Here is a 23,965-nt window from a genome sequence, read left to right as displayed (position 1 = left end):
TGGCGGAGTTTGGACGCGCCCTTGTAACTCGCGTAGCTGGACGCAGTGCGTTTACAAAAATATCAAAAGAAATACAGTCGGCGGACGGTATTGTGACGTTCGATTTTGCTGGCGTGGATTCAATCACAAACTCATTTGCGGACGAGGTTTTTGGCCGTATGGTTTGTGAAATCGGTATAGCAGAAATGAAAGAGCGTGCGACTTTCAAGAACATAAGCCCATTTTGGGCTCGTATAGTCAGAGCGGCAATGGACTCACGTGCTTCTCAGCAAACACTCTCTATCTGCTAGCCTTCAGCTTAATGCAAGACAATATTGCACCGTCAATTAGAGATGATTGGCGGTGTTTTTCAGGTGTATTAGTGCAAGAAGCAACTAGATCCTAGAGTCGTTTCTTAACGTGGATTAAAAACTTTTGTCACTTTTCTGCCACTCCGTGTCACTTCGGCAATAAAAAAGGTCAGAGCCGAAGCTCTGACCTTGTGTTTTCGGGTGGGCCCAGTAGGATTCGAACCTACGACCCAGGGATTATGAGTCCCCTGCGCTAACCTCTGCGCCATGGGCCCGGACAGGAATGCATACTACCACGTATTTAATGTGATCGGTACCAGAGATTTACTGACATATGTGATTCCATGCAGTCTTCCAAAACAAATTCAGCTTTTATCCTCATTACTGTCGGTTGCCACATTTGTACTCAAATGAGGCCTATATGAGAAATATAACTAAACACATATTTTTCCTCTATGCCTCGAATTAAGAAATCTCAGCTTTTCCAGCTGTTCAGCTATATCGCTTTAAGATGTCTTCCAGATAAGTTAGGTAGTGCTCTCTTACGCTGTTTGGGGACTCAATCTCTACTTTAGATCCTAACATAGCAATCCATCCGTAGAGTACAGGGCTTTCAACTACATGTGCAGTAACATGTGCCGCACAACCATCTTCTGTGGCCACCGATAATACGTCTCTACCAAAGCGATCAATAACTACATTCATGACGTCTTCTTGCACAAGTAGTGTCAAAGCCACACGCTCGCCTGAATACATGCCAAAAACGTAATTGCCTGCCTCGTCGGGGTCATAGGAGCCAATAGCTTGGTTTTTCTCAGCAGGCTCTTCCAGCTTGAGTATTTGTTCCATACGATCGATGCGATAGTTTCTAACTGATTGGTCCGCTTGGCTGTAAGCAACAAGATAATAGTTGTCATCAGCATAAACTAAGCTTACCGGTGTTACTACATGACGGGCTCCATCTTTACGTGCAACCTTCTTTTTGTTTGCGTCATAGCGAAAGTAGCGAAACGACACCTTTTGGTGATGAGCCATTGTCTCTTGTAGGCGGTCAACAGCTACAAAATCCGACTGAGTTTGAATACGAGGACGTCCATGAACATGAATTTGCTTATTGAGTGCGAGACGTTCGGGTCTAGATGCAAGCGATTTGATTGCTTTGACGAGCTCATTTGAACTTCTGTCTGACAGAAAGCGGCTGGACTGAACCGCATCAATAAGTAGAGTAAGTTGTGAGAAATTGAAATCGCGCTTGATAAGCGCATATTGTACAGGCTGAGTACGGAGTCGCTTGATATGCAAACCGAATTCACAGAGCGCATCTATATCAGCATAAAGGCTTTTTCGCTCAGCAGAAATGCCTTGTTCATATAATTTTTCAATTAGTTCAGGCATTGTGAGCCCATGTTCGGCGTCTGTGTATTCCTGAAAAATCTTCATTAGTCGCAGAAGCTTGTGCTTTTGAATATTACTGCCAGCCATCATGACCTCACGTTTCAAAATAATATCTACATGTCCCAATATTAGTCCAGCTGAATATAACTGTGCAGTTAAATTAGGACTAACGGTAGTAAAGGGGAGGGACACAATTATGGCAGAGCGCTCAAAGAGCTATTGTCACTTTTATATCGCAGGTTTTCAGTATTGGGATGGCTTGTTTGTCCAATCCAAGCTTAAAGTCGGACAAAAGCTTAAGTTGGTACCCGAACCAGATAATCCTTTTGACCCCAATGCAATTGCAATCTATCGCAAAAAGACAAAGCTTGGTTTTGTACCGCAAAAACTAAATGGTGGATTGGCTCAACTTTTGTATTTTGGCCACAGCGAGGTTTTTGAGGCTTATGTTGCCGAGCTTAATCATGAGGGTAATCCTTGGGAGCGCGTGGGTGTAAGTATCCGCGTGAAAGATGCTCGCTAGAGACGTATACTGACTTTCATCCGCTTGCTTTCATGCAAAGGAATTGGGAGCCATATGATTAAAATACAAGGTCTAAGCGAGATTCATCGCAAACCTGTTGGGCTTAGCGAGCTGACGCAATGTGAATAATGCAGGATTCTTTCAACAGGTCTATGAAGTTGTGAAGCAAATCCCACCTGGTTTTGTGGCCACATATGGACAAGTAGCACGACTCACGGGGAGGCCGCGTGCTGCTCGTTATGTAGGTTATGCTCTGCATAGCAATCCTGCACCTGGAATTATTCCTTGTCATCGCGTGGTGTTCAAAGATGGTTCTTTAGCTCCCGGTTTTGCCTTTGGAGGCCCTGACGAACAACGTCGCCGTCTTGAAGATGAAGGTGTGAGTTTTACTGCTGCAGGCAAAGTTAATATGAAACTTTGTAGTTGGGGCGATTAAATCTTGTTCGTTGATTGAGCTTTATTAGAGTGGGTACAAGCTTTTTAGCCTTGGAATATATGACCACACAGGTGCCAAGGTGTAAGTTTTATTTCTATTTGATAAGAAGGTTCCATCGTGGCTCTTGCAGCATATGTTTTTATCGTTTTAACAGCACTTAAATTTTTCTTTATCTTTTACCTAGAGACCTTGGTGACCGATTCGGATAAGACTTCTGCAACCTTTGGCATGGACAAACTAGAGTTGCAGCGCGAATCGGTGCAAAAGCTTTTTAAAAATCAGGGTGTGTACAACCTTCTCATTGGCATCCTGTTGCTTGTTTCTACCTTTGTATTACATTCTCATATTACTGTTGCGCTTTTGTTGATCTATATCATTGGTGTTGCTGCTTATGGTGGCTATAGCTCGGGTATACAGATTTTCTTTAAGCAGAGTCCTCTTGCAATCCTTGCTCTCATCTTTATGATGGCAGCAGGCTTACTCTAAGTTTTTAGATATTGGGAGGCGTCGTTGAAGTTTCTGCTGACTGCCTTTAATGCTTTTGACGGAGATAAACTAAATGCTTCACAGCTGGCGTTAGCTCAGCTCCCTAATAAGATTGAAGGAGTACCGCTCCAGAAACTTGTTATTCCCACGGAATTCCAAATTACCTACACGTCAGATGGTAGAAGCAATACAGCAAGTAGGAATTCCCGCAGAGCTTTCCTATACTGCAGGAACTTATGTGTGTAATTCAGTGCTTTATAGCACCCGATATTTTTGCTTAACTCACTATCCCGAAATTTTAAGTGGATTTATACATCTGCCAGCTGTACCCGAACAAATAGCATCACATGAAGACAATACAGAGATTCCATCAATGTCTACCGCAGAAGTGGTTCTCGGTCTCATAGAAGCTCTCAAAGCTGTCATACTTTACCAACGCAATTCTTAGCAATATTTTTTGGAAGGCAGTTTCATGATCAAACTGGCACTGTACGATATGGATAATACGATGCTCCCCTTGGGTGAGCCTTTCATTTCTGAGAGGTCTATTCAAGCCATTCGCGCCTGCCAGGAACTTGGTATTGATGTTGGTCCTTGCTCTGGACGTTCTCGTGCTGAACTTGCTCAGTTCTTTCAAAATGACGCGAGCTGCTATAACACGGGTGTGACCATCAATGGCATGCGCATTTATCTTAGTGGGCAGCTTGTTCATGAAGTTAGCTTATCCAACAATGCTTTGAATAAAGTCAAAGAGATTGTTGTCCAGCACAACAAAGCCGCGCTTACCCTTTACAGGGATGGTAAAACACCTTTTTGGGTGGGCATGGCTCAAGAAGAGCTTGGAGACATGTATCACTTTGCGCAGCTTGAAGCAGCTACCCGTGTTGATGCTGTCCCAAACGATGCTTTTATGAAAGCAGGCATTATCTTTTTTGCAGACAGCGATGAATTTCTGGCTTTGCAAGCAGATCTCGAAGCTGCTTGTCCTGAATTTGATTTTGTATCCACGGTGGATTACTGGTGGGATATTATCCCGCGCAATGTGAGCAAACAGGTAGGTGTAGATATTTTGCGCAAGACTCTGAATTTATCTTTGGATGAGGTCTGCGTGTTTGGTGATGCTGATAATGACCTAGAAATGCTCCGCTTTGTACCTAATTCTGTATGTGTTGCGAATGGTAATGAGCGTGCGCATGCAGTCGCACGTTGGCATATTGGCGCAAGCGCTGATGGAGCAGTGGCATCAGCCCTCTGGGATATTGCACACGCAGCAGAGACGGGTGAAATGCCTGCCTTTATGTGTGAGCAAAATCGTAATCTTCAGCGCATCGATGCCAAGGGAAATCACGTCGATTAAGACATATTCCCATCTGTCAATGCAGGTGAATTACTCTGCTAGCTCAAACTGTGAATTGAAAAGCTGGGCATAGAAACCGTCCTGTGCAAGAAGTTCCTCATGCTTACCCATCTCAATAATGCGGCCATCTTGCATAACGACAATTTTGTCAGCCCCTTGGATAGTCGAGAGGCGATGGGCCACTACAAGGCTCGTCTTTCCTACCATCAATCGATCAAAAGCATGCTGTACATGTAATTCGGTACGAGTATCGATGTTTGACGTAGCCTCATCCAAAATAAGGATATGTGGTTGAGCAAGAAAAACTCGTGCGATACAGAGCAGCTGTTTTTGACCCGCTGACAGTGTGGCAGATTCGGTTCCAAGAATAGTGTCGTAGCCCTGAGGTAGTTTCTCTATAAATCCATTGGCATGAGACTGTCTTGCTGCAGCCTTTACTTCATCAAGACTTGCTTCAGGCCGCGCCATAGCAATATTGTCTTTCACGCTTGCATGTTCTACCCAAGTATCCTGCAGCACCATACCAATCTGCGAACGCAAACTGTCGCGTGTGAGACTACATATATCAATTCCATCAAAGAGAATTTCACCTGAATTGATGTCGTAAAAACGCATGAGTAGATTGATGAGGGTAGTTTTTCCGCAGCCAGTAGGACCGACAATAGCAACACGTTGACCCGGCTCTATATCAAGAGATAAGCCCGATATAAGAGGGTGGTTTGGGGTATAGGAAAAATCTATGTTTTTAATGCTAATAGCCCCGCTTGCATCACTCAATATAAGAGTGTCCGCAGCATCGACGGGAATTTCTGGTTCTTCAAGAAGCTCAAAGAGTCGTGCGGCGCAGGCAAACGAATTTTGAAGCTCGGTAACAACACCAGAAATATCATTGAATGGCTTGGTATATTGATTTGCATATCCCAAAAATGCTGTGAGACTACCCACGGTCATGCCGCCAGACAAGACAATAAAGGCACCAAAAACACCGACGCCCGCATAAATCAAATTATTAACAAATCGTGTTCCAGGGTTTGAGAGCGCCGAGTAAAGCACAGCCTTGAAATTAGATTGACGTAACAGTTCATCGGACTCATTGAATTGCTTGCGTGCACTTTCATGCATACTGAACGCTTGGACGCTAGAGATACCTTGAATCATTTCCGAGGCAATGGCTGTCATATTTCCACGCCGTTGTGACTGATTACTAAAATGTTTAAAAGCTTTGCGTGAAAGAATTCGTGCCAACAAAACAGACAGGGGAGTAATACAGACTACAAGCAGAGCAATATGCCAGTTAAGGTAAAACATAAAAACAAGCGTGAGTACAATGGTTAGCATTCCTGTAAAGAATTGCTGAAAAGCCATGATGAGGCCGTTAGAAAATTGATCCACATCGTTAACGACACGAGAAGCAAGATCACCATGACTATGTGAGTCAATATAGGACAGCGGCAAGCGCTGTAACTTTGCAAATACGAGAGTGCGCAGGTCATAAAGCATGCCATAAACTACGCGATTGGTAAGGCGTGTAAGCAGCCATTGCGCCGTTGATGTGGCGATGACTGCTAAAAACATTAGCTGCAGGGCAGAAGTAAGAGCTGCGAAATTAACTTTTGCGGGGCCTACCGCAGCATCTACGGCATTACCCGAAAATACCGGTACAAGCAATGTGCTGATGACCACAATAACAGCAAGCAAAAGAATACCTACAACCTGCGCGGTATAAGGGCGCATCAAAACAATAATTTTTTGAAGAGTAGAATCCCTATGCATGGATAACACCTTCCTTGACTTGGGAGGCATAGATTTCTTGATATACCGAGCATGTTTCAAGCAAGTCATCATGGGTGCCAATACCTGCAACATGACCATGATCGAGCACGATAATTTTGTCGCTTGTCCTAATAGAGGTAACGCGTTGCGAAATAATAAAGCAGCTGGTACCTGCCAAATCTTTCCTTAAAGCTTTGCGGAGAGCAGAGTCAGTGGCAAAGTCTAAAGCCGATGAGGAGTCATCGAGAATCAATACTTTTGGCTTGCGTACCAAAGCACGCGCAATCGCAAGACGTTGGCGTTGACCACCAGAAAGATTTTGACCTAATTGCTCAATCTCTGCATCGAGCCCGCCTTTAGCTTCAATTATGTTATCCGCCTGGGCAGTATGAAGGGCAGCATAGAGCTCTTCTTCCCCTGCCTCAAGGTTGCCCCAACGAAGATTAGAAGCGATGCTTCCTGCAAAGAGCTGTGCTCCCTGTTCAACGATGGAAATCATTTTATGAAGACTTGCCAAGGAATAACTACGAATGTCATGCCCACCCAGCTCAATGGAGCCTTCAGTCACATCATAAAAACGCATAAGTAGTGCAGCGAGGCTCGTCTTGCCTGAACCTGTACCTCCGATAATACCCACCGTTTCACCAGGTCGTACATCAAAACTGATATGTGAGAGTGCAGGACCTGCAGCATGAGGGTAAACAAAGGTCACATCATGTAAGCTCAGGGAAGGTTGTTCACGACAAGCGTTGAGTAAACCTTCTTTCATTGAGGGTTTTACCTCAAAGATTTGTTCAATACGCTTGGCGCAAGCAAGTGATTTAGATACTTGGATGATGCAGTTCGCAAGCTTTACTCCCTCAATAAGAATCTGAGTGCTGTAATTAATAAAGGCCATCAACTGACCCTGAGTAAGATCTCCCAGCTGCACTCTATGTCCGCCAACAGCAAGTACAACTACCAGGCCAATATTAGTTGCTGCATAGGTTAGGGGATTAAGCAGGCCAGAAATATCGCCTACGTGTGCTTGCTCTGTGCGCAGCTCTCCTGCAACAGTATTCATTTCGCTCATTTCGCGCTGCTCACGTCTAAAAGCACGGATTACACGCACGCCCTCGAGATTTTCTGAGGTAAGAAGCAGAACACTATCTAAATGATTTTGGACAATTTTGTACAAACGCGCAGCTATACGCATCAAGCCAAAAACAAGAGCAAGTAAAATAGTAATGGTACATGTATAAATTAAACCTTCTACGTGATCGATATTAAAAACGAGAATAAGCGCTCCAAAGACAACAAAGGGCGAGCGCAAAACCAGACGAAAGAAAGTATTTACACCATCTTGAACCTGTTGGGAATCATTGGTAAGACGCGTCACAAGAGTCGATTGGCCAAGTCCATCTATATCTTGACGAGAAAGACGAGTGATATGGCCAAAGAGATCATCTCGCAGTCGAGTACCAAAGCCCGCCGCAAGCTTGGCGCAATAGTACTGAGCAGTACTTGCCGATGCAAGGCCAAAAATACCCATGCCTAGCAGTAATACACCATGCATAAGGAGATAATTTTTGTCGTTATGAGCAAGCCCGATATCAATCATTTGTGCCATAACCAGTGGTACGGCTAGCTCAAAAGCAGCCTCTAAGAGTTTAAATAGGGGGGCGAGGAGGCATTCTTTTACGTAGGGCTTTAGATAACGTAAAAGACTTTTCATTTATTTAACCTTCTCTCGCCCCTCGTTAGAAGTTTAATTGTGGTAGTACACGTGGTGCTCAAACTTTGGTTCACAGCAGACATTAATGCCCAACTGACGATAGGTTGCTTCATCTGCAGCACTGATAATCATTGAGAAATAGGCAGTGAGACCTTTGAGATCATCTGCAGCTGCAATAGTGCGTGCAGCCAGAGGATTTGCAGCCGAGCTAGAAGACAGTGCAATTAACATCTCACCTGCGGAAAGCAACGTATTACTACTGTGTAGATAGTCCTTCTTGAGTGTGCGAATGGGAGCAAGTGCTTCATCGCTGACAACATATGTCTCATCAGGCACACCGGCAAGATTTTTAAGCGAGTTGAGCAACAAGGAGGCGGCGGGGTCAAGTAAATCACCGCGTTTGCCCGTCATAACTTGTTTGTCGGGAAGAGACATGGCGCCTGCAGGTAAACCCGAGTTTTCTTCACGTTCAAGACAAGCACGATGAGCGGGATCATAGTCAACGCTGATATCAGCTTTACTCATGAGAAGCTCGAGTTTTGCTAATGCATCACGACCCATACCAGTACGACGTACCTGCTCAGCAGTCTTGAAATAGCGACGTACAATTTCATGCTTCGATGCAGCACAGCATACTTCGTCATCACTGATGCAATAGCCAACCATATTGACACCCATATCGGTTGGTGAACGATAGGGACTCTCACCCAAAATTTGATCAAGCATTGCTTTGAGTACGGGGAAAGTTTCCACATCTCGGTTGTAGTTGACGGTCACCTGACCATAGCTATCCAAGTGAAAAGGATCGATAACATTGCGGTCGTTGAGGTCTGCCGTTGCGGCCTCATAGGCAATGTTAACAGGGTGAGCCAGAGGGAGGTTCCACACGGGGAAGGTCTCATACTTTGCATATCCTGCATTTACACCATGGAGGTGCTCGTGATAAAGCTGGGAAAGACAAGTTGCAAGCTTGCCAGAGCCAGGACCAGGAGCAGTTACAACAACGATAGGTCTACTAGTTTTGACAAAGTCATTTTTGCCAAAGCCCTCATTACTAACAACATAAGAAATGTCTGAAGGATATCCATCAATGAGATAGTGGTGATAGACCGTAACACCCATTGATTCGAGTTTCTTTTGGAAAGCATCAGCGTGAGACTGACCGCTGTAGTGGGTGATAACAATGCTTTTTGCCAAAAAACCACGCTCGTGATAAGCATCCATGAGGCGTAGCACGTCATCATCATAGGTAATGCCAATGTCACTACGGCACTTGCCACCTTCAATGTCGTTGGCATTAATAACCAATAAAATCTCCGCATCATCAGCTAATTGGGTCAACACGCGTAGCTTGGCATCTGCCTCAAAACCAGGAAGCACTCGAGTTGCATGATGGTCATCAAAGAGCTTGCCACCAAACTCAAGATAGAGTTTGCCTCCAAAATTAGAGACACGGTCGCGAATGCGTTCTGCCTGGATGCGTACATATTTTTCGTTGTCAAAACCGATTTGCATGAAGCTGCCTTCTTTGCACTTGCGCCTACATTTACTGTGGCGCACGCAGGGACGGCGCCTTTACAATGATGGCACAATCAGAATGCAAGTGAAGGATTTTTCTTAATTCAAGCAAAGTAATCAGATAATTCTAATTCTGGGATTGGGTTGTCATGTAATGGGGAAAGTAGTTCTCAGGCGCTAGAATAAGAAGAGCTGTCAATCAGGATGAAGGGATTTTCATGGAGAGCTTCGAAACAACTATTGAGAGTAGCTGCCTTAACGAAGATCTTGATGTCATCGTCTATGGTAGCGGTGGCACCCCTATCATCGTCTTTCCTTCTTTTGATTTTTCAGCGGGCAGTTGGGAAACAGGAGGGATGATTGATGCCCTTACAGAGCTTATTGAGGCAAAAAAGATTCAACTCTTCTGTACTGATTCGGTAGATGGTTCTAGCTGGTATGCCCGAAGTGCTGATTTGACGTATCGTTCAGATCGTCAAAAGGCTTTTTTAGAGTATGTGCAAACTGAGCTTCTACCTTATGTCAAAAAAACAAGTCGCTCACGCAAAAAACCGCTTTTAGTAGGTTGTGGAGCAGGTGCCACTAATGCTGCTGCTGCACTCTTGAAAGAACCCAGCTTGTATGGCGGACTTCTCGCACTTTCAGGTGCTTTTGATGCACGTTTTTATTCCGATGGTGTAACAACTCCTGATTGGCTGTCGTGTTCACCTGTTGACCTCATGCAGGGCTTAACAGCAGCTAAGCTCAAACAACTTGAGGAGATGCCCATCGCTTTTGTCTGCGGTCAGTCTCCTGACGAGACGGGTGCTGAAACGATGCGCCATATGGATGAGCTTATGGCTGAGTTGGGAATTCACGCAAGTTTTGAATACTGGGGTTTTGACGTTAGTCACAGCTGGTACTGGTGGAAAAAAATGGCTTGCGAACTTTTGCCCGCAGTACTTGAACGCGCAGGCCTTGCCAAACGTCGTCAGATGAGCCTCAAGGCCTTGGTGGATGCTGCGAACGCTAAGTTGGACGACATGAAGACTAATGCTCAACAGCGATTGGAAGAAGAGCAGTTCGCCGCGCGTCGCGTTGATAGCATCACTGCTGAGGTGAAAGAAAAAACCGAACAAGCAGATACAGCTGCTGCAACAGCTAAAGAAGCTTGGAACAAGCGTAATGAGACTGCAGCTTTACTTGCCTCGCTTGATCAAAAAGCAAGCGCACTACAGGCAGAAGCAGATGCCGCAGTGAAACTTCAACATGAAGCTGAATGGTTTGCAGGCGAGGCGCGCAATAGTCTCAAGATGGCAACCACCGCTCGCCTTGCTGCGGAAGCACGTGTTTCTGCAGCACAAGAAGCTGCAGATTTGGCAAAATCCAATCTTGAGCAAGCTGCAGCAATAGTTTCTCGTTTTCAGAAAAGTACGACCATAAAGAAAAAGACGGCTAAAAAAGCTTAGGTGCTAGTATTAAGTTTGTTACACGCTGCAATGTTGGAAGGTACATAGCCTTTGAAACCGAGTGAGTACCCCGTTCCGCAAAAGCGGACTGAAAAAATTAAGACTCGTGTTGACCCAGATACTGCTCACGCACAGATGGCTGGTGCTGCGATAGCTGAGGTGGGCACTCCTGACAACCCAAGTAGTCAGATTTTTACCCTTGCGAATGTCATCACTTTTTGTCGCTTACTCCTGACATTAGCGTTTCTTTTCCTTTTTGTAAGTGGTAACAATCGCTTGTTGGCACTATTTTGCTATGCCATAGCGGCGGGTACAGACTTTTTGGATGGACAAGTTGCCCGACGTACCCATACGGTAAGTTGGCTGGGTAAAATCATGGATCCTATCATGGATCGTGTGCTGCTCTTCACAGGCGTATTGGGACTTATGATTACCGGTGAACTACCTTGTTGGGTTGCAGTTTTTGTTATAGGTCGCGATGCGTATTTGGCACTAGGTGCTATTTTGCTGCAGCGTTATCGCCGTCGTCCTATTGATGTTGTTTTTATTGGCAAGGTTACTACGGCTCTCTTTATGGTTGGCTTTTGTGGACTGCTTATTGGTATGCCGCAGGTACCAGGTCTAGGACTATTTGATAGCGCATATCTCCCAGGGCTAGGTACTCAGCCTGCAGTTTTGAGTATCTGGCTGGTGTATGCAGGTGTCATTTGCTCTACTATCACAGCAATTATTTACACCAAAGAAGGCATTTTCTTTAAAAAAGAAAGTCTCGCAGGGCATGACGTAGAGTCGGCAGAATCAAATGCACGTGCTCGTAAGGCGTTGAAGAAAAATGAGCAAATCAACAATTAATTCTGTAGCAGAGCTCGCAAGCTTTTTGCGCACTGAACACGAGCTGCTTGCGGCTCAGTTTAAGTTTTTTGAAGAACTCGAAAGTGAATTACCTATAGCGTATGCAGGAGTTGACGAAGTAGCTGTCCTACGCAATGACGTTGGTCTCACAGATTTATCTGGTATGAGCGCAGCTCTTATCGCAGGTCCTGTGGCACAAGCTTTCATCGAAATGATTTGTGCAGGCAGAAAGCCTGCAGTAGGGGAGGCTTGCTTTGAGCCTGTACTTGCGGGGGACGCTTCGCTTATAAGCATTTCTTTGCTTTCGCGTACAGGAGACAGCGAATATTTGCTTTGCGATGTGTCTCCACGTGCAAGTCTGCTTGATGCATGGCTTCATTTCATTGCTACAGCTCAGCAGAATGACATTGCTCCTTTTAAAGAAATACAGCTTGAGGATGCATCTTTTGAGCTTGTTCCACTTTTACTTACAGGGCCCGAGGCAAGCTTAGTGTTGTCTGATTACCTAGCTGGAGACGTTCCAGCCGCAGGTCAGGTACGTAGTCTCGAATTGGACAAAATACGCTGTCTTGTCACGTCTTTACCCAAACCGTTTGATAAAGCATATCTAGTTATGGCACCTCCTCAGTATGCTCGCGTGCTCTGGCGTAGTTTTTTATCGTTTACAAATGTCAATCCCGTAGGAAGAACCACACTTTTCGCAGAAGCAAAGCAAATGGCAGTATGGGTTTCTTGGTTGCACTCAACTGACCGTATTGAAAAGTCAGCTCAAGAATTGCAGACGTTTGATCTTCTTCGTCAGGGCTCAGACTTTGTAGGAGCACGCGCTCTGGACTAATTTATGACAGCTAAAGCTTTATTTGCTCCAGTAACCAGACAGTTTCGATAAATATTTCTTTATGAGTGAAAGTAGCGCTACTATAGATAGTGGTTTTTTATGACTTGCTAGTGTTGGCATCTATTGAAGGAGTAACTCATGCAGAATCCGCGACCGAATGAAATGGGCGCCACAGAAATATTCCGCATGCCGTCGCCTGATTCGACTGCTCCTGATTTGCTTTCTGACGCCAATGCTAACAGGCCCATGCTGGCCATTGTTAAGGGTCCTCAGACTGGAGCTCAGTTTGTTTTGACTGATGACACAACTACTCTTGGTCGCGATCCTTCAAATTCTGTGTTTCTTAACGATATGACTGTTTCTCGCCACCATGCTCGCATCGATTTGCGTGGCATGGCGTCAGGTTTTGCCACAATTGAGGACTTGGGTTCACTCAATGGCACTTGGGTGGACGGTGCTATTGTCAATAAAGCAATGCTTAAAGATGGTTCGACTATTCAAATTGGCACATTCCGTATGATTTTCCATTCCAATGGCGGACGCCAATCTAGGATTGAAACCGGAGCTTAAGCATGGCTGATGCCGGTTATCTGACAATCGGTAAAGTGGTAAAGCGACTTCAGTCGCAATATCCCGACCTATCTGTTTCGAAGGTTCGCTATCTCGAGGATGAGGGTTTGCTTAACCCTTCGCGTACTCCTGGTGGTTATCGCCTGTATTCCCAGCATGACGTGCGTCGTCTTGAAAAGATATTGTATTTGCAAAAATCACGTTTTATGCCGCTCTCCATTATCAAAGAGCAGCTTGAACAGGGGATAGTAGATAATCCTACCGAAACTCAGCAAAGCGAAACGACCGTTATTCCTTTAGGTCAGGATAGTCCTGAAGATATTGAAAAACTTCATCCTATTGAGCGTATGCCTGAGCTTTGTGGTGTAAGCGCTGGTTTTGCTCAGCAGCTAGCTGAGGCTGGTGTTATCAAGTTATCCCGATCTCCCCATGGTCGCGATTTGGTGGATGGACATGATCTTTCACTGATTCGTGCATGTGATCGTCTGCGTCATTACGGTATGGAAGCCAAGCATCTGCGCATTTATGTGCAGGCAGCTCGTCGCGAAAGCGGTATGTTGGAGCAGGCTTTAGTGCCTTATGCGCATCGGGGCAGTATCGATACAGCCCCAAGCGATGCAACTCGTAAGCAATTTGCTGAGGCTCTCAACGAGATGATTCAGCTTACCGATATGGTGCGCGATGAGCTTTTGCGCCACCACATCAACAATGCATATAAGGAAATGTCAGTCTCAGCTACAAAAAGTAAAGGTTAGAGCGGGTATCTGTAGCACAGATGAAAGGAACCATTATGTCTGAATTCGATCTTGAAAGCCTTGTCATTGATATCCCTGATTATCCAGAGCCTGGTGTAATCTTTAAGGACATCACACCTTTGATGGCTGATTCCCGCGGTTTGGCGATTTCCATTGACCGTATCGTGGATCACTTCATTGGTAAAGGCATCACCAAGGTCGTTGGCGCTGAGGCTCGTGGTTTTTTGGTTGGTGCACCTGTAGCGTACCGTCTCAAGGCGGGCTTTGTTCCTGCTCGCAAGCCTGGCAAACTCCCGCGTGCAGTCTACTCTCAGCAATATGCGTTGGAGTATGGCACCGATGAGCTTCAAGTTCACCAAGATGCAATTACTGCAGGAGATAAAGTTCTTATTGTTGATGATTTAGTAGCAACTGGCGGTACTGCGGTGGCCACAGCCAAGCTTGTTGAACAGTCAGGAGCCAAGGTTGTAGGATTCTCTTTTATTCTTGAGCTTGCATATCTTAATCCTCGTGAGACCATTGCTGCTCAATATGGTGACGAGGTATTTACCCTGATTCAGGTCAGGTAGCTTAGAAAATTTTATGGGGCTTCTTGCATAACGCTATAATTAGCTACATTCGCGTTGCGGCTTTTAGCCGTAGCGAAGCTATGGATATTAAGGATTTGATTATGGACATCAAGCACAAGGCAGTTGTAGCTGGCCTTACGGTCGCCTTTGCGTTGAGCACCATGAGCCCCTTTGCATTTGCTGCGCCCAGCGCTGCTGATTTGAATACTGCCCAGGCTAAACTTGAGAGTTTGGGCGGAGAGCTTGCTTCAATTCAAAGTGAGCTTGGCTCTCAGGAAACTACGCTTCAGCAGACCCAAGCCGATATCGTAAAAAAGCAGACACAGATTGACTCGACAAAAGAAGATCTCAAGTCTGCACGCAAGACTTTGGGCAATCGTATGCGCTCAAATTACAAAACTGGTGGCTCTAGTCTACTTTCGGTGCTACTTGGCTCTGAGAGCGCAGAAGACCTCATCTCCAACATCTATATTGCGGACCGTATTGCAGACCAAGATGCTGCGAATATCTCTGCTGTTCGGGATCTTGAGGATCAGCTCAACAAAGAAAAGTCTGATCTTGAGTCCAAAAAAAGCGATCAGGAAGCCAAAATTAAGGAAACTCAGCAGCGTGCTGATGAGTATTCTTCCAAGGTCGCTGCAGCTCAAGAGTACTATGATTCTCTAAGCGCCGAGGTCAAAGCACAGCTTGAAGCCAAAGCTGAAGCGGAAGAAAAACAAGCTGCAGAAACAATTTCCAAGGGTGGCACTGTTAAAAAGCAAAGCGGTGCCTCTACGGCAGTTGATGCTATCAAGGATTACAAGCAGCAGCAAAACAATTCTCAGACTCAGAAAAAATCTGAGACCAAGTCCGAAACAAAGACTGAAAAAAAGAACGAGACAAAGACTAAGACCAAGAAGTCTGAAGAGACTAGCACCAAGACACCTTCCAAGAAAGGTAGTGGTGGACATGCCTACAGTGGCGGCGGTTTGAGTTCTGCTTATTCTGCAATTGGTCTCCCATATGTCAGTGGTGCTACCGGTCCCGATAGCTTTGATTGTTCTGGTCTGGTTTGCTACTGCTATGGTTATGCCCGTGGTCGTACTACCTATGACATGATTGATTCACTCAAGGCTTCTGGCGATTGGCATACCTCGATTTCTGAGCTCAATCCTGGCGATCTTGCCTTTACCAGCTCGGGCCATGTGGGTATTTACGTTGGAGACGGTGTCTTTATTGATGCACCATATCCTGGCCGTACAGTAACTCAGCGTTCTATGTGGTCTTTCATTGGAGGCGGACCCTACTAGGATGTCCCAAAATCAGCATTCCCCGCTCATAATGAGACTCTCCTCAGAGCATCAGCTTACGCTGGTTGGGGAGGGTCTTTTGGTAGGTGCCTTTGGCGGTATGGTTGTGACGCTATACCGCGTTTCTTTGAACTTTGCCGAAAAGCTCTTAAGAGCCTATACAGGTGCTATGACAGGCAATTTTGTGGGGATTCTCGGATGGATTTTTATACTAATCCTTATCGGTTTTGCTGTCTGTAGGCTGGTGCTTTGGGAACCTTATACCCAAGGCTCTGGTATTCCTCAGACCGACGCTGAGGTGATGGGGCGCATCAATATGCCTTGGTACCGCGTGCTTGGTACCAAGTTTATAGAAGGTACTCTCTGCGCATTAGCAGGTCTTTCTCTTGGTCGCGAAGGCCCCAGTGTACAGTTGGGTTCGATGGCGGGCAAAGCTGTCTCTCGTGGACTACATCGTGGCAGGGGAGAAGAACGACTTCTTGTTACCTGCGGTGCTGCGGCAGGCATGTCTGCTGCTTTTAACGCTCCTCTTACAGGCGTCCTCTTTGCTCTTGAAGAGATTCATAAGGAATTTACGCCTACACTCATTTTGTCAGTTATGGCAAGTTCGGTTGCCTCAGACTTTTTGGTCTCGCAGATTTTGGGTGTAAAGCCTGTTTTGCAACTGATTTTTATTGGCAATCTGCCACATAGCAACTATTTCTTTGTAGTACTTTTGGGTCTAGTGTGCGGTGTATTCGGCGCACTTCACAACCAAGGAATGTTTGCCTGCCAAGAAAAGCTCTATGGCAAAATCATGACGCACCTACCGTATGCACGTCTTGCTATACCTTTTGCAATGGCAGCTTTTGTGGCATTTTTGGCACCAGATTTGATGTGCGGCGGTGATGCCATTGTTGAGATGTTCCAAAAAAGCACATTACTGCCTTTGGGCACTATTGTCTTTCTACTTGTAGGTAAATATATCTTTACTACCATGAGCTTTGCTTCGGGCGCTCCTGGCGGTACACTCTTTCCGCTGGTAGTGCTCTCGATGCTTGTGGGAGAACTTTATGGTGTGATAGTCACTCAGATTTTTGGCGTACCTAATAGTTATGTCGTGAACTTCGTAGTAATGGCAGTTGCGGGGATGTTTGCCTCGGTTGTGCAGGCTCCAGTTACGGGGGTCGTCCTTGCTTTTGAGTTAACTGGCAGCCTTGATGCTTTGCTTTCTGTCTCTATTGTCTCGATCATTTCTTTTGCAATTGCTCGTTCGCTACATGTTGATGCCTTCTATGAACATCTCCTAGCCAATCTGCTAGGTTCGACGCCACGAGACCCTGATACGACGGGGCTGGCAGGGGAGAAAGTACTGCACACGTATAATATTGGCGCTGGCAGCATCCTTGATGGCAAACGTATTCGTGACATTGTTTGGCCAAAAACTGCCCGTATTGTTGCTATTACTCGTGCAGGTTTGGATATCATTCCGCGCGGAGATGTACAACTCTATGCAATGGATGAACTTCTTTTGGTAATGAGTGTTGAAGATGAATTTGAGTCCCAAAAATGGGCTCACAATGTCTGTCGCGGATCTATTAAGCCCCACACCACAAGTGCCATATCGCCAACAGATAAAAGCTAGTTTCATACAGGCTTGTCACGCTAGTCATCTTACAATTATGTAACAAGGGGTGGGAAGCAAGCCAACCAAGCAAACTCTCTTTATAAACAATACTTTACATAATATATATTATCAGATTTATATCTAGATTTACGCAGTTAAAAAGCTATATAAAAAAGCCCCTCAGTTCACTCCTAGATGATAAAGGAATGCTAAGGGGTCATGTTGAAAATTTCTTATAGTAATTGCTCTTCTTGTAATGCTTAACCTTCGACTGGCTGACCTAGATATGACGACGCAGAGTTTACAGCAATCGCACCGTCTGCTGCTGCAGTAATTATCTGACGCAAGGGTTTTTGACGTAGATCTCCTGCCGCGTAGAGGCCAGCTGTTTTAGTTTCAAGGCGGTCATTTGTCACAACATAACCTTTAGAATCAAGCTCAACCATATCAGCAATAAGCTCGGTTGCTGGCACACGACCAACAAAGACAAAGACACCAAAGCTACCTTCTGCGTAGGTTTCGGTTGTTTCCTCACCAGTTACATTATTCCTGAAGGTAACAGCGCTAAGCAGCTGTCCCCCTTCAACTCGGACAATACTACTTAGGTACCTAACTGTAAGTTTCGGATTCTCATCAACAAGCTTCGCTACAGATGCCTGTGCACGCAAATGATCCTTACGAACAACGAGTACAACCTCATCGGCAAACCTTGTTAGAAACAAAGCCTCTTCGCAGGCAGAATTACCTCCCCCGATTACGAAGACTTTTTTACCTCGATAAAACATGCCATCGCACGTGGCGCAATATGAAACGCCACGGCCCGCGTATTTTTCCTCACCCTCAAAACCCGCATGTCGAGGGGTTGCACCGCCAGCGACAATTACCGTAGCACTGTCATAATTAGCCTCGGGTGTATGTACAAGGAAGCGCCCCTCCCCTGTATGCTCGATGCCCTCAACAATAGACATCTCAATCTTGGCACCCAAATCTTCCGCTTGGTGTTGCATTGCATCAGTCAAAGTAAAGCCGTCTGTATGAGGAACACCAGGATAATTATCGATTTCACTGGTAGAAATAACCTGACCACCCACTGCCTCTTGCTCAAGCAACACTGTGTCAAGCATGGCACGTTGCGCATAAATTGCAGCAGTTAAACCTGCGGGACCACCGCCCACGATTACCATATCCTTTATAAGTGTAGTCTTCGCCTCGTTTGCCATAGTAAACCCTCCTCCTACCTTCAATTTGAAGGCTGAATTATCACTGCAGGAAGGATACCCAATAAAAATAGCTACAAACTTTTGATTTTGAAATGAGTTTCATATCCAAAAGAAGCCAACATACGTCGATTGCAAAAACAGCAGGTGTGACAACTTACCCACATTTGGTCAGCTAAAAATTTGAAATTTTCTCGCGCTGCTGTTTTTCAAGAAGTCTGTCACTAAAAAGAGGTGCTGACCCGCGTCAACACCCCTTATATAAAAGCTATTCTTCAGCCGTAGTTTTATTCTTTCTGAGAAGAAGAGTTATGGGGCAAAATCAAGTTAAGCAGGATGCCTACAAGTGCTGAAGTTGCCATGCCAGGAAGGGTGTAGTTGCCCATAGGAATGGTAATACCACTCGTTTCCATGCCTACACCTAAAATAATGACAACAGAAGCAATCATAAGGTTGCGATTGTCATCAAAATCTACCTTATTGGTAACGAGCATACGCAGACCGTTACTAGCAATAAGGCCAAAGAGCAGCAAACTTACCCCGCCCATGACAGGGGTTGGAATAGAGCTAATCAGTGCTGCCAGCTTGGGACAAAAACCACCAACAACCAGCGCAAAAGCAGCTGCATACCAGAAAACTTGTGTGGCATACACACGGGTTACGCTCATAACACCAATGTTTTCAGCATAGGTTGTGGTGGGAGGACCGCCAAGAAATCCCGAGATAACGGTAGCAACACCATCACCCGCGAGGGATTGTGGCAGCATTTCGCGGTAGTCACGACCAACAATCTCGCCCACAGCCAAGAGGTGGCCGATATGCTCAATGACAACTACCACAGCCACAGGAGCAATAAGTACAACAGCTCCCAAATCAAAGCTCGGATGAGTAAATGTAGGAAGTCCCAACCATGCAGCATCGAGTACAGGCTTAAAGTCTACAAGACCAATGAAGCAAGAGAAAATATATCCCACGATAATGGCCAGGAGAACTGGCATGGTACCAAATAATCCACCCATACTCGAGAAAATGACCGCTGCTACAAGCGTTACCGCTGCAGCAATGGTACCTAATGCCACAAAAGAATCCGTAGAGGAATAAAGAGCCATTTTTGCTGCAGTAGCAGATAGACCAACGCCGATAACAATCATGACCGAAGCTACAAGTACAGGCGGCAGCACCCTATCAAGCCAAGCAGTACCAATAATTTTGATAAGTAGAGCGGTCAGTAGAAATACCAAACCAGAGACCACAACACCACTCATAACAGCATTTAGAGAGCCTGTAGTGGCTGCTACAGCAATGATAGGACTAATAAAGGCAAATGAGCTGCCTAGATAGCTAGGAATCTTATTTCGAGTTACGAGAAGATAGCACATGGTACCAATGCCCGAACACATAATTGCAACCGAAGGCGACAATCCCGTAAGCGTAGGTACTAACACAGTAGAGCCAAACATACTCATCATATGCTGAATACCCAGAGGAATAGCACGAGCAGGAGCTACATGATCATCGACGGCAATGACTTCACGTTGTTTTGATGCCATACGACCTCCTTATTTAAAAAAAGAGCCCGGATATCCGGGCTCTTAGCCTGTACTTGTTAGACAAGTAAGAAATAAAGAACAAAGGCAATAGTTGCCACCCACATCAGCGGCTTGACCTTTTTGATCTGACCGGTTACCGCAGCAACGAGTACGTAGGCAATAAAGCCCATACCGATGCCGTTGGAGATGGAGTAGGTAAAAGGAATGCCTGCAACAATCATGAATGCGGGGAAGCCTTGGAGAATGTCACTCCAGTCAATATCTGCTACATCAGTCATCATCAAGAAGCCAACAACAACAAGAGCGCCACAGGTGGCAGCAGAACTGATGATGGCAATAACAGGAGAGAAGAAAGCAGCAAGAATAAAGAGTACACCCGTTGCAATAGAGGTCAAACCAGTGCGACCGCCATCAGCTGCACCAGATGCAGACTCGACAAAGGTAGTAATAGAAGAAGCACCCAGTAGGCCGCCCATAGCAGCTGCAGCAGAGTCAACAATCAAGATCTCACGAATGTCTTCGACAGAGCCATCCTCATTGAGGAACTCACCCTGTTTTGCAACAGCCATAGCTGTACCCATGGTGTCAAAGAAGTCAGACATCATCAACGAGAAAGCAAAGACAAGCAAGACGGGGGTAGTCATCACCTTGACAATACCAGTCACGCCGTTGGCATCAACTAAGAAAGGAGCGCCAAAGGAGGAAAAATCGAGGCCAGAAACGATACCCGCAGGAGCCTGAGTAACGCCTAGGGGTACGCCAGCAAGCACGGCGATAAGAATGCCCCACAGCAGAGAACCAGGCACCTTCTTCACATACAAAATAATAGAAGCAACGATGGAAATCATACCAACGATAAAGACAGGATCAGTTACTTTACCTAGGGCAACCATGGTGGACTCATTGGCAACGATGATGCCACCGTCCTTGAGACCAATCATCGCAATAAAGAGGCCAAGACCAACGGAGATGGCATGACGCAAAGATACAGGAATTGCATCCATGATTGCTTCGCGTAAGCCACAAAGAACGAGCACCAGGATAGCGACGCCTTCAACAAAGACGACTGCCATTGCCGCATGCCAGTCGTTGCCTGCAATAGCGGTTAGTGAAAAGGCAACAACTGCATTGATGCCCATACCAGAGGCACAAGCCAAAGGTCTATTAGCAAAAATGCCCATCAAGATGGTCATAATGCCTGCTCCTAGGCAAGTTGCAGTGACGGCTGCGGTTACAGGTACACCAGCAGCTGCAAGTAGCGAGGGATTGACTGCGATGATATAGGCCATCGCAAGGAATGTCGTCAGGCCAGCACGAATTTCCTGACCAGTTGACGACCCCCTCTCTGCAAACTTAAAGAACTTCTCCATTACTTTCCCCTTCCCTTTTGGAAAACATACTGTCAGACCTAAAAGACAGCAGTATTTCAAGGCACGCCAGCCGCGCCTCAAAATCAAGTATTAATTGGTGCCACTTGAGCCAAAACCAGCAGCGCCACGATCCGTCTCATCAAGCTCGTCTACTTCGACAAGCTCAACAATAGGAACTTTTTGAATGACAAGTTGTGCAATGCGTTCCCCACGCTCAATTACTAGGGGCTTATCGGGATCTAGATTGATAGCAACTACTTTAAGTTCGCCACGATAGTGACTATCCACCAAACCAGGGGTATTTGCCATAGAAAGACCTTCGCGCAAAGAACGGCCACTGCGAGGTTGGACAAAACCTGCATAGCCTTCAGGAATAGCAATGGCAAGGCCAGTAGAAATAAGTCGACGCTCAAGAGGAGCCAGAGTAAGTGATTCACTTGCACGCAAATCAAGACCTGCGTCGCCTTGATAAGCATATGTAGGAAGTTCAACGGTAGGATCAAGGCGTTTAATCGGCAATGAGATATGCTCAAAGGTCACTGTGCAAGGCTCCTTAGCTCTTCGTAAAATTCATCTACATCTTTAAAGTCGCGATATACAGAAGCAAATCGAACGTAGGCCACCTTGTCAATATCGCGAAGCTTAACCAAAACCAGTCTGCCAAGATCTCGAGACAAAACTTCGGTTTGTCCCTGATCTCGCAAGTCTGCTTCAATATCACCAATGAGTTCATCGAGAGTTTCGATGCTGATATTTCGTTTGACGGTAGCAGCAAGTAATCCGCGCATAAGCTTTTGGCGGTCGAAAGTCTCCTTGGTGCCATCTTTTTTGACAACAAGAAGTGGCACTTCTTCACGACGCTCATAGGTTGTAAAGCGATAGCCACAACCTACGCATTCACGACGCCTTCTAATAGCATCGGCGCTTTCAGATGGACGGGAGTCAACTACTTTGGACTCCTCACAGCCGCATTTTGGGCAGCGCATCGAGCTCCTTTGTGATTGCCATTAAAACCAATCACAGACTTTACACGATGTGCAAACAAAATAAAGCCAAAAACACAAATTGAAACACTATACCTAGGGTTTGGTAACAGAAGTACATACAAGGACGCCAATCTAAGCAGGAACAGATAAGTTCATTCCTACTGATAACGATTGAGCATTTATGTTATTGAGCTGCTCAATCAAACGAAGTGTCTCGGAAGTACTCATACCTTTAATCTGATGAGATTCAGCGATAGACCATAGCGAATCCCCCGGCTGCACCGTAGTTGTGGCATAGCGAAGGTTGGCTTGAGCGGTAGCAATACGATCTGCAATTAACTGATCGCTGATAAATAAACTCGCAGCAAACGTAATACCAACAACGACTATTGCAGCAATAATAGTAAATTTATAAGAGCGTTTATCAGCAGTATTTTGACGTAAATCAGTACTACGTGACTGGCAGTCAGCTACACAATCTTTACCGCCCTGGATAAGCGTAAGCGTGGTGCGGCGATATTGAGGCGCCAGCGCAGAAGAACCTGCCGTTTCATAGCTATAGTTTGTGTTGCTGCGGTAGTTCATCTTTTTCTCCTCCCGTTGCTTACGCACATATTCTCATAGCAAGTGGACACCAAAATGAGATACGAACAGATGTGCGTAGAACAACTGTACTCTATTATGAATAAGTAAGAGAACATGTCAAGAGAAAAAAGAACATCTGTTTTATTTTTTTCGCGCAATGCTTTATACTGCTTCTAGCATCAAAGGAGGCGGCATGAGCAACAAGCAACTTAGCAAAAGGCAGCGCGCGATTTATGAATTTATTTGCAGTTATACCAAGGAGCATTCCTATCCTCCTTCGGTACGTGAAATTGGCACTGCAGTTGGTCTTGCTTCCCCTTCGACCGTTCATACACATCTCAAGATTCTTGAGCAACATGGCTATATAACAAGGGATTCCAACAAGCCTCGCACCATTGAGGTTGTCGAAAGCGAAGATACGTCCTCAGCAAAATTAGCCGATGTTTCTCAGGATTTGTCTGCCGATGTCATTAAATTGCCGCTGGTAGGTCGTGTGGCAGCAGGTATTCCTATCTTGGCCGAGCAAAATGTTGAAGATACGCTTTCCTTACCCACAAGTATTGTGGGAGATGCAAGTTCTTTTGTGCTTCGCGTGCATGGCAGCTCAATGATTAATGCTGGCATTTTCGATGGCGATTATATTATTGTCAAAGAGCAGCATGATGCACATGATGGTGAGATTGTTGTGGCTCTTATTGATGACTCTGCCACAGTAAAGACTTTCTATCGCGAAAAAGAACACATTCGTCTCCAGCCTGAGAATGATTTGATGCAGCCCATTTATATTCGCAATCCCACTATTTTGGGTAAGGTTACAGGCCTTATTCGTCAAATGTAA

Annotated in this window: 25 protein-coding genes and 1 tRNA gene; 15 read left to right on the top strand and 11 right to left on the bottom strand. The window is 45.6% G+C overall.

The features are described 5' to 3' along the window. Positions 1 to 290 (top strand): STAS-like domain-containing protein (locus tag HMPREF9069_RS05680; protein WP_021626224.1); only part of this gene is annotated, 290 nt, incomplete at its 5' end. A 202-nt stretch (positions 291 to 492) separates the two neighbouring features. On the opposite strand, the gene HMPREF9069_RS05675 is transcribed toward HMPREF9069_RS05680, so the two are convergent. Both HMPREF9069_RS05675 and HMPREF9069_RS05670 read right to left on the bottom strand, forming a co-directional pair. Further along, positions 493 to 565, bottom strand: a tRNA-Ile gene (locus HMPREF9069_RS05675). 217 nt (positions 566 to 782) lie between these two features. After that, on the bottom strand, positions 783 to 1,772 hold the full coding sequence (locus tag HMPREF9069_RS05670; protein ID WP_035438544.1) for a helix-turn-helix transcriptional regulator: 990 nt from the start codon (positions 1,770 to 1,772) through the stop codon (positions 783 to 785). Between the two features lie 109 nt (positions 1,773 to 1,881). Here HMPREF9069_RS05670 and HMPREF9069_RS05665 point away from each other — a divergent pair, with 109 nt between their 5' ends. The 5 genes from HMPREF9069_RS05665 (at position 1,882) to HMPREF9069_RS05645 (ending at position 4,487) form a co-directional block, all read left to right on the top strand. Continuing rightward, complete coding sequence (locus tag HMPREF9069_RS05665; protein WP_035438543.1) at positions 1,882 to 2,208, top strand: HIRAN domain-containing protein; 327 nt, start codon at positions 1,882 to 1,884, stop codon at positions 2,206 to 2,208. Between the two features lie 121 nt (positions 2,209 to 2,329). Then, a complete protein-coding gene (locus HMPREF9069_RS05660; protein WP_021626221.1) occupies positions 2,330 to 2,644 on the top strand; it encodes an MGMT family protein in 315 nt (104 codons plus the stop codon). Between the two features lie 117 nt (positions 2,645 to 2,761). Then, positions 2,762 to 3,130 carry a DUF1304 domain-containing protein gene (locus HMPREF9069_RS05655; protein WP_021626220.1) on the top strand — a complete coding sequence of 123 codons (369 nt, stop codon included), beginning with the start codon at positions 2,762 to 2,764 and terminating at the stop codon, positions 3,128 to 3,130. Positions 3,131 to 3,242: 112 nt separating this feature from the next. After that, positions 3,243 to 3,578: a pyroglutamyl-peptidase I gene (locus HMPREF9069_RS09410; protein WP_353640732.1), complete on the top strand. Its 336-nt coding sequence runs from the start codon at positions 3,243 to 3,245 to the stop codon at positions 3,576 to 3,578. Positions 3,579 to 3,602: 24 nt separating this feature from the next. Further along, positions 3,603 to 4,487: an HAD-IIB family hydrolase gene (locus HMPREF9069_RS05645; protein ID WP_021626218.1), complete on the top strand. Its 885-nt coding sequence runs from the start codon at positions 3,603 to 3,605 to the stop codon at positions 4,485 to 4,487. 30 nt (positions 4,488 to 4,517) lie between these two features. Here the strand turns inward: HMPREF9069_RS05645 and HMPREF9069_RS05640 are convergent, their stop codons facing one another. From HMPREF9069_RS05640 to HMPREF9069_RS05630, 3 genes are read right to left on the bottom strand one after another with little or no spacing between them, the layout of a single operon-like run. Continuing rightward, positions 4,518 to 6,260: an ABC transporter ATP-binding protein gene (locus HMPREF9069_RS05640; RefSeq protein ID WP_021626217.1), complete on the bottom strand. Its 1,743-nt coding sequence runs from the start codon at positions 6,258 to 6,260 to the stop codon at positions 4,518 to 4,520. Then, positions 6,253 to 7,974: an ABC transporter ATP-binding protein gene (locus tag HMPREF9069_RS05635; protein WP_021626216.1), complete on the bottom strand. Its 1,722-nt coding sequence runs from the start codon at positions 7,972 to 7,974 to the stop codon at positions 6,253 to 6,255. Before HMPREF9069_RS05635 ends, HMPREF9069_RS05640 begins: the two co-directional genes overlap by 8 nt. A 33-nt stretch (positions 7,975 to 8,007) precedes the next feature. Then, positions 8,008 to 9,489 (bottom strand): DUF1846 domain-containing protein, encoded by a 1,482-nt coding sequence (locus HMPREF9069_RS05630; RefSeq protein WP_021626215.1) that lies wholly within the window; start codon positions 9,487 to 9,489, stop codon positions 8,008 to 8,010. A gap of 221 nt (positions 9,490 to 9,710) precedes the next feature. Between HMPREF9069_RS05630 and HMPREF9069_RS05625 the strand changes: the two genes are divergently transcribed. The 8 genes from HMPREF9069_RS05625 to HMPREF9069_RS05590 all read left to right on the top strand — a co-directional run bounded on the left by HMPREF9069_RS05625 (position 9,711) and on the right by HMPREF9069_RS05590 (position 17,437). Then, on the top strand, positions 9,711 to 10,940 hold the full coding sequence (locus HMPREF9069_RS05625) for an alpha/beta hydrolase-fold protein (protein ID WP_021626214.1): 1,230 nt from the start codon (positions 9,711 to 9,713) through the stop codon (positions 10,938 to 10,940). 51 nt (positions 10,941 to 10,991) lie between these two features. Beyond that, positions 10,992 to 11,792 (top strand): CDP-alcohol phosphatidyltransferase family protein, encoded by an 801-nt coding sequence (locus HMPREF9069_RS05620; RefSeq protein WP_021626213.1) that lies wholly within the window; start codon positions 10,992 to 10,994, stop codon positions 11,790 to 11,792. After that, the gene (locus tag HMPREF9069_RS05615) at positions 11,773 to 12,630 is read left to right on the top strand and encodes an aminomethyltransferase family protein (protein WP_021626212.1); all 858 of its coding nucleotides are present in this window, start codon (positions 11,773 to 11,775) and stop codon (positions 12,628 to 12,630) included. Before HMPREF9069_RS05620 ends, HMPREF9069_RS05615 begins: the two co-directional genes overlap by 20 nt. A gap of 138 nt (positions 12,631 to 12,768) precedes the next feature. Continuing rightward, positions 12,769 to 13,200, top strand: coding sequence for an FHA domain-containing protein (locus HMPREF9069_RS05610; RefSeq protein ID WP_021626211.1), 432 nt, complete (start codon positions 12,769 to 12,771; stop codon positions 13,198 to 13,200). 2 nt (positions 13,201 to 13,202) lie between these two features. Then, positions 13,203 to 13,955, top strand: coding sequence for a transcriptional regulator FtsR (ftsR, locus tag HMPREF9069_RS05605; RefSeq protein WP_021626210.1), 753 nt, complete (start codon positions 13,203 to 13,205; stop codon positions 13,953 to 13,955). Positions 13,956 to 13,990: 35 nt separating this feature from the next. Beyond that, the gene (locus HMPREF9069_RS05600) at positions 13,991 to 14,524 is read left to right on the top strand and encodes an adenine phosphoribosyltransferase (protein ID WP_035438540.1); all 534 of its coding nucleotides are present in this window, start codon (positions 13,991 to 13,993) and stop codon (positions 14,522 to 14,524) included. A gap of 23 nt (positions 14,525 to 14,547) precedes the next feature. Further along, the gene (locus HMPREF9069_RS05595) at positions 14,548 to 15,813 is read left to right on the top strand and encodes a C40 family peptidase (RefSeq protein WP_156894172.1); all 1,266 of its coding nucleotides are present in this window, start codon (positions 14,548 to 14,550) and stop codon (positions 15,811 to 15,813) included. 1 nt (position 15,814) lies between these two features. Next, positions 15,815 to 17,437, top strand: coding sequence for a ClC family H(+)/Cl(-) exchange transporter (locus HMPREF9069_RS05590; protein WP_021626207.1), 1,623 nt, complete (start codon positions 15,815 to 15,817; stop codon positions 17,435 to 17,437). A 242-nt stretch (positions 17,438 to 17,679) separates the two neighbouring features. On the opposite strand, the gene HMPREF9069_RS05585 is transcribed toward HMPREF9069_RS05590, so the two are convergent. The 6 genes from HMPREF9069_RS05585 to HMPREF9069_RS05560 all read right to left on the bottom strand — a co-directional run bounded on the left by HMPREF9069_RS05585 (position 17,680) and on the right by HMPREF9069_RS05560 (position 23,127). Continuing rightward, positions 17,680 to 18,639, bottom strand: coding sequence for an NAD(P)/FAD-dependent oxidoreductase (locus HMPREF9069_RS05585; RefSeq protein ID WP_021626206.1), 960 nt, complete (start codon positions 18,637 to 18,639; stop codon positions 17,680 to 17,682). A gap of 284 nt (positions 18,640 to 18,923) precedes the next feature. Then, positions 18,924 to 20,186: a uracil-xanthine permease family protein gene (locus tag HMPREF9069_RS05580; protein ID WP_021626205.1), complete on the bottom strand. Its 1,263-nt coding sequence runs from the start codon at positions 20,184 to 20,186 to the stop codon at positions 18,924 to 18,926. A gap of 56 nt (positions 20,187 to 20,242) precedes the next feature. After that, positions 20,243 to 21,556 carry an NCS2 family permease gene (locus HMPREF9069_RS05575; protein ID WP_021626204.1) on the bottom strand — a complete coding sequence of 438 codons (1,314 nt, stop codon included), beginning with the start codon at positions 21,554 to 21,556 and terminating at the stop codon, positions 20,243 to 20,245. Between the two features lie 90 nt (positions 21,557 to 21,646). Continuing rightward, positions 21,647 to 22,096 (bottom strand): dUTP diphosphatase, encoded by a 450-nt coding sequence (gene dut / locus HMPREF9069_RS05570; RefSeq protein ID WP_021626203.1) that lies wholly within the window; start codon positions 22,094 to 22,096, stop codon positions 21,647 to 21,649. Then, on the bottom strand, positions 22,093 to 22,542 hold the full coding sequence (nrdR, locus tag HMPREF9069_RS05565) for a transcriptional regulator NrdR (RefSeq protein ID WP_035438538.1): 450 nt from the start codon (positions 22,540 to 22,542) through the stop codon (positions 22,093 to 22,095). Before nrdR ends, dut begins: the two co-directional genes overlap by 4 nt. A 132-nt stretch (positions 22,543 to 22,674) precedes the next feature. Further along, entirely contained in the window at positions 22,675 to 23,127 is a 453-nt protein-coding gene (locus HMPREF9069_RS05560; RefSeq protein ID WP_035438537.1) for a LysM peptidoglycan-binding domain-containing protein, read from the bottom strand. 193 nt (positions 23,128 to 23,320) lie between these two features. Here HMPREF9069_RS05560 and lexA point away from each other — a divergent pair, with 193 nt between their 5' ends. Next, positions 23,321 to 23,965: a transcriptional repressor LexA gene (gene lexA / locus HMPREF9069_RS05555; RefSeq protein WP_035438535.1), complete on the top strand. Its 645-nt coding sequence runs from the start codon at positions 23,321 to 23,323 to the stop codon at positions 23,963 to 23,965.

The organism is Atopobium sp. oral taxon 810 str. F0209, from assembly GCF_000466405.1.
Lineage (GTDB): Bacteria > Actinomycetota > Coriobacteriia > Coriobacteriales > Atopobiaceae > Olegusella.
Note: the sequence above shows the minus strand (reverse complement) of the source record. Positions and strands in the feature narration are given on the sequence as shown.

Coding starts and splice junctions, on each gene's coding strand:
- HMPREF9069_RS05670 (WP_035438544.1), bottom strand. CDS start 1,772: ATGGCTGGCAGTAATATTCAAAAGCACAAGCTTCTGCGACTAATGAAG.
- HMPREF9069_RS05665 (WP_035438543.1), top strand. CDS start 1,882: ATGGCAGAGCGCTCAAAGAGCTATTGTCACTTTTATATCGCAGGTTTT.
- HMPREF9069_RS05645 (WP_021626218.1), top strand. CDS start 3,603: ATGATCAAACTGGCACTGTACGATATGGATAATACGATGCTCCCCTTG.
- HMPREF9069_RS05640 (WP_021626217.1), bottom strand. CDS start 6,260: ATGCATAGGGATTCTACTCTTCAAAAAATTATTGTTTTGATGCGCCCT.
- HMPREF9069_RS05635 (WP_021626216.1), bottom strand. CDS start 7,974: ATGAAAAGTCTTTTACGTTATCTAAAGCCCTACGTAAAAGAATGCCTC.
- HMPREF9069_RS05630 (WP_021626215.1), bottom strand. CDS start 9,489: ATGCAAATCGGTTTTGACAACGAAAAATATGTACGCATCCAGGCAGAA.
- HMPREF9069_RS05625 (WP_021626214.1), top strand. CDS start 9,711: ATGGAGAGCTTCGAAACAACTATTGAGAGTAGCTGCCTTAACGAAGAT.
- HMPREF9069_RS05615 (WP_021626212.1), top strand. CDS start 11,773: ATGAGCAAATCAACAATTAATTCTGTAGCAGAGCTCGCAAGCTTTTTG.
- HMPREF9069_RS05610 (WP_021626211.1), top strand. CDS start 12,769: ATGCAGAATCCGCGACCGAATGAAATGGGCGCCACAGAAATATTCCGC.
- ftsR (WP_021626210.1), top strand. CDS start 13,203: ATGGCTGATGCCGGTTATCTGACAATCGGTAAAGTGGTAAAGCGACTT.
- HMPREF9069_RS05600 (WP_035438540.1), top strand. CDS start 13,991: ATGTCTGAATTCGATCTTGAAAGCCTTGTCATTGATATCCCTGATTAT.
- HMPREF9069_RS05590 (WP_021626207.1), top strand. CDS start 15,815: ATGTCCCAAAATCAGCATTCCCCGCTCATAATGAGACTCTCCTCAGAG.
- HMPREF9069_RS05585 (WP_021626206.1), bottom strand. CDS start 18,639: ATGGCAAACGAGGCGAAGACTACACTTATAAAGGATATGGTAATCGTG.
- HMPREF9069_RS05580 (WP_021626205.1), bottom strand. CDS start 20,186: ATGGCATCAAAACAACGTGAAGTCATTGCCGTCGATGATCATGTAGCT.
- HMPREF9069_RS05575 (WP_021626204.1), bottom strand. CDS start 21,556: ATGGAGAAGTTCTTTAAGTTTGCAGAGAGGGGGTCGTCAACTGGTCAG.
- nrdR (WP_035438538.1), bottom strand. CDS start 22,542: ATGCGCTGCCCAAAATGCGGCTGTGAGGAGTCCAAAGTAGTTGACTCC.
- HMPREF9069_RS05560 (WP_035438537.1), bottom strand. CDS start 23,127: ATGAACTACCGCAGCAACACAAACTATAGCTATGAAACGGCAGGTTCT.
- lexA (WP_035438535.1), top strand. CDS start 23,321: ATGAGCAACAAGCAACTTAGCAAAAGGCAGCGCGCGATTTATGAATTT.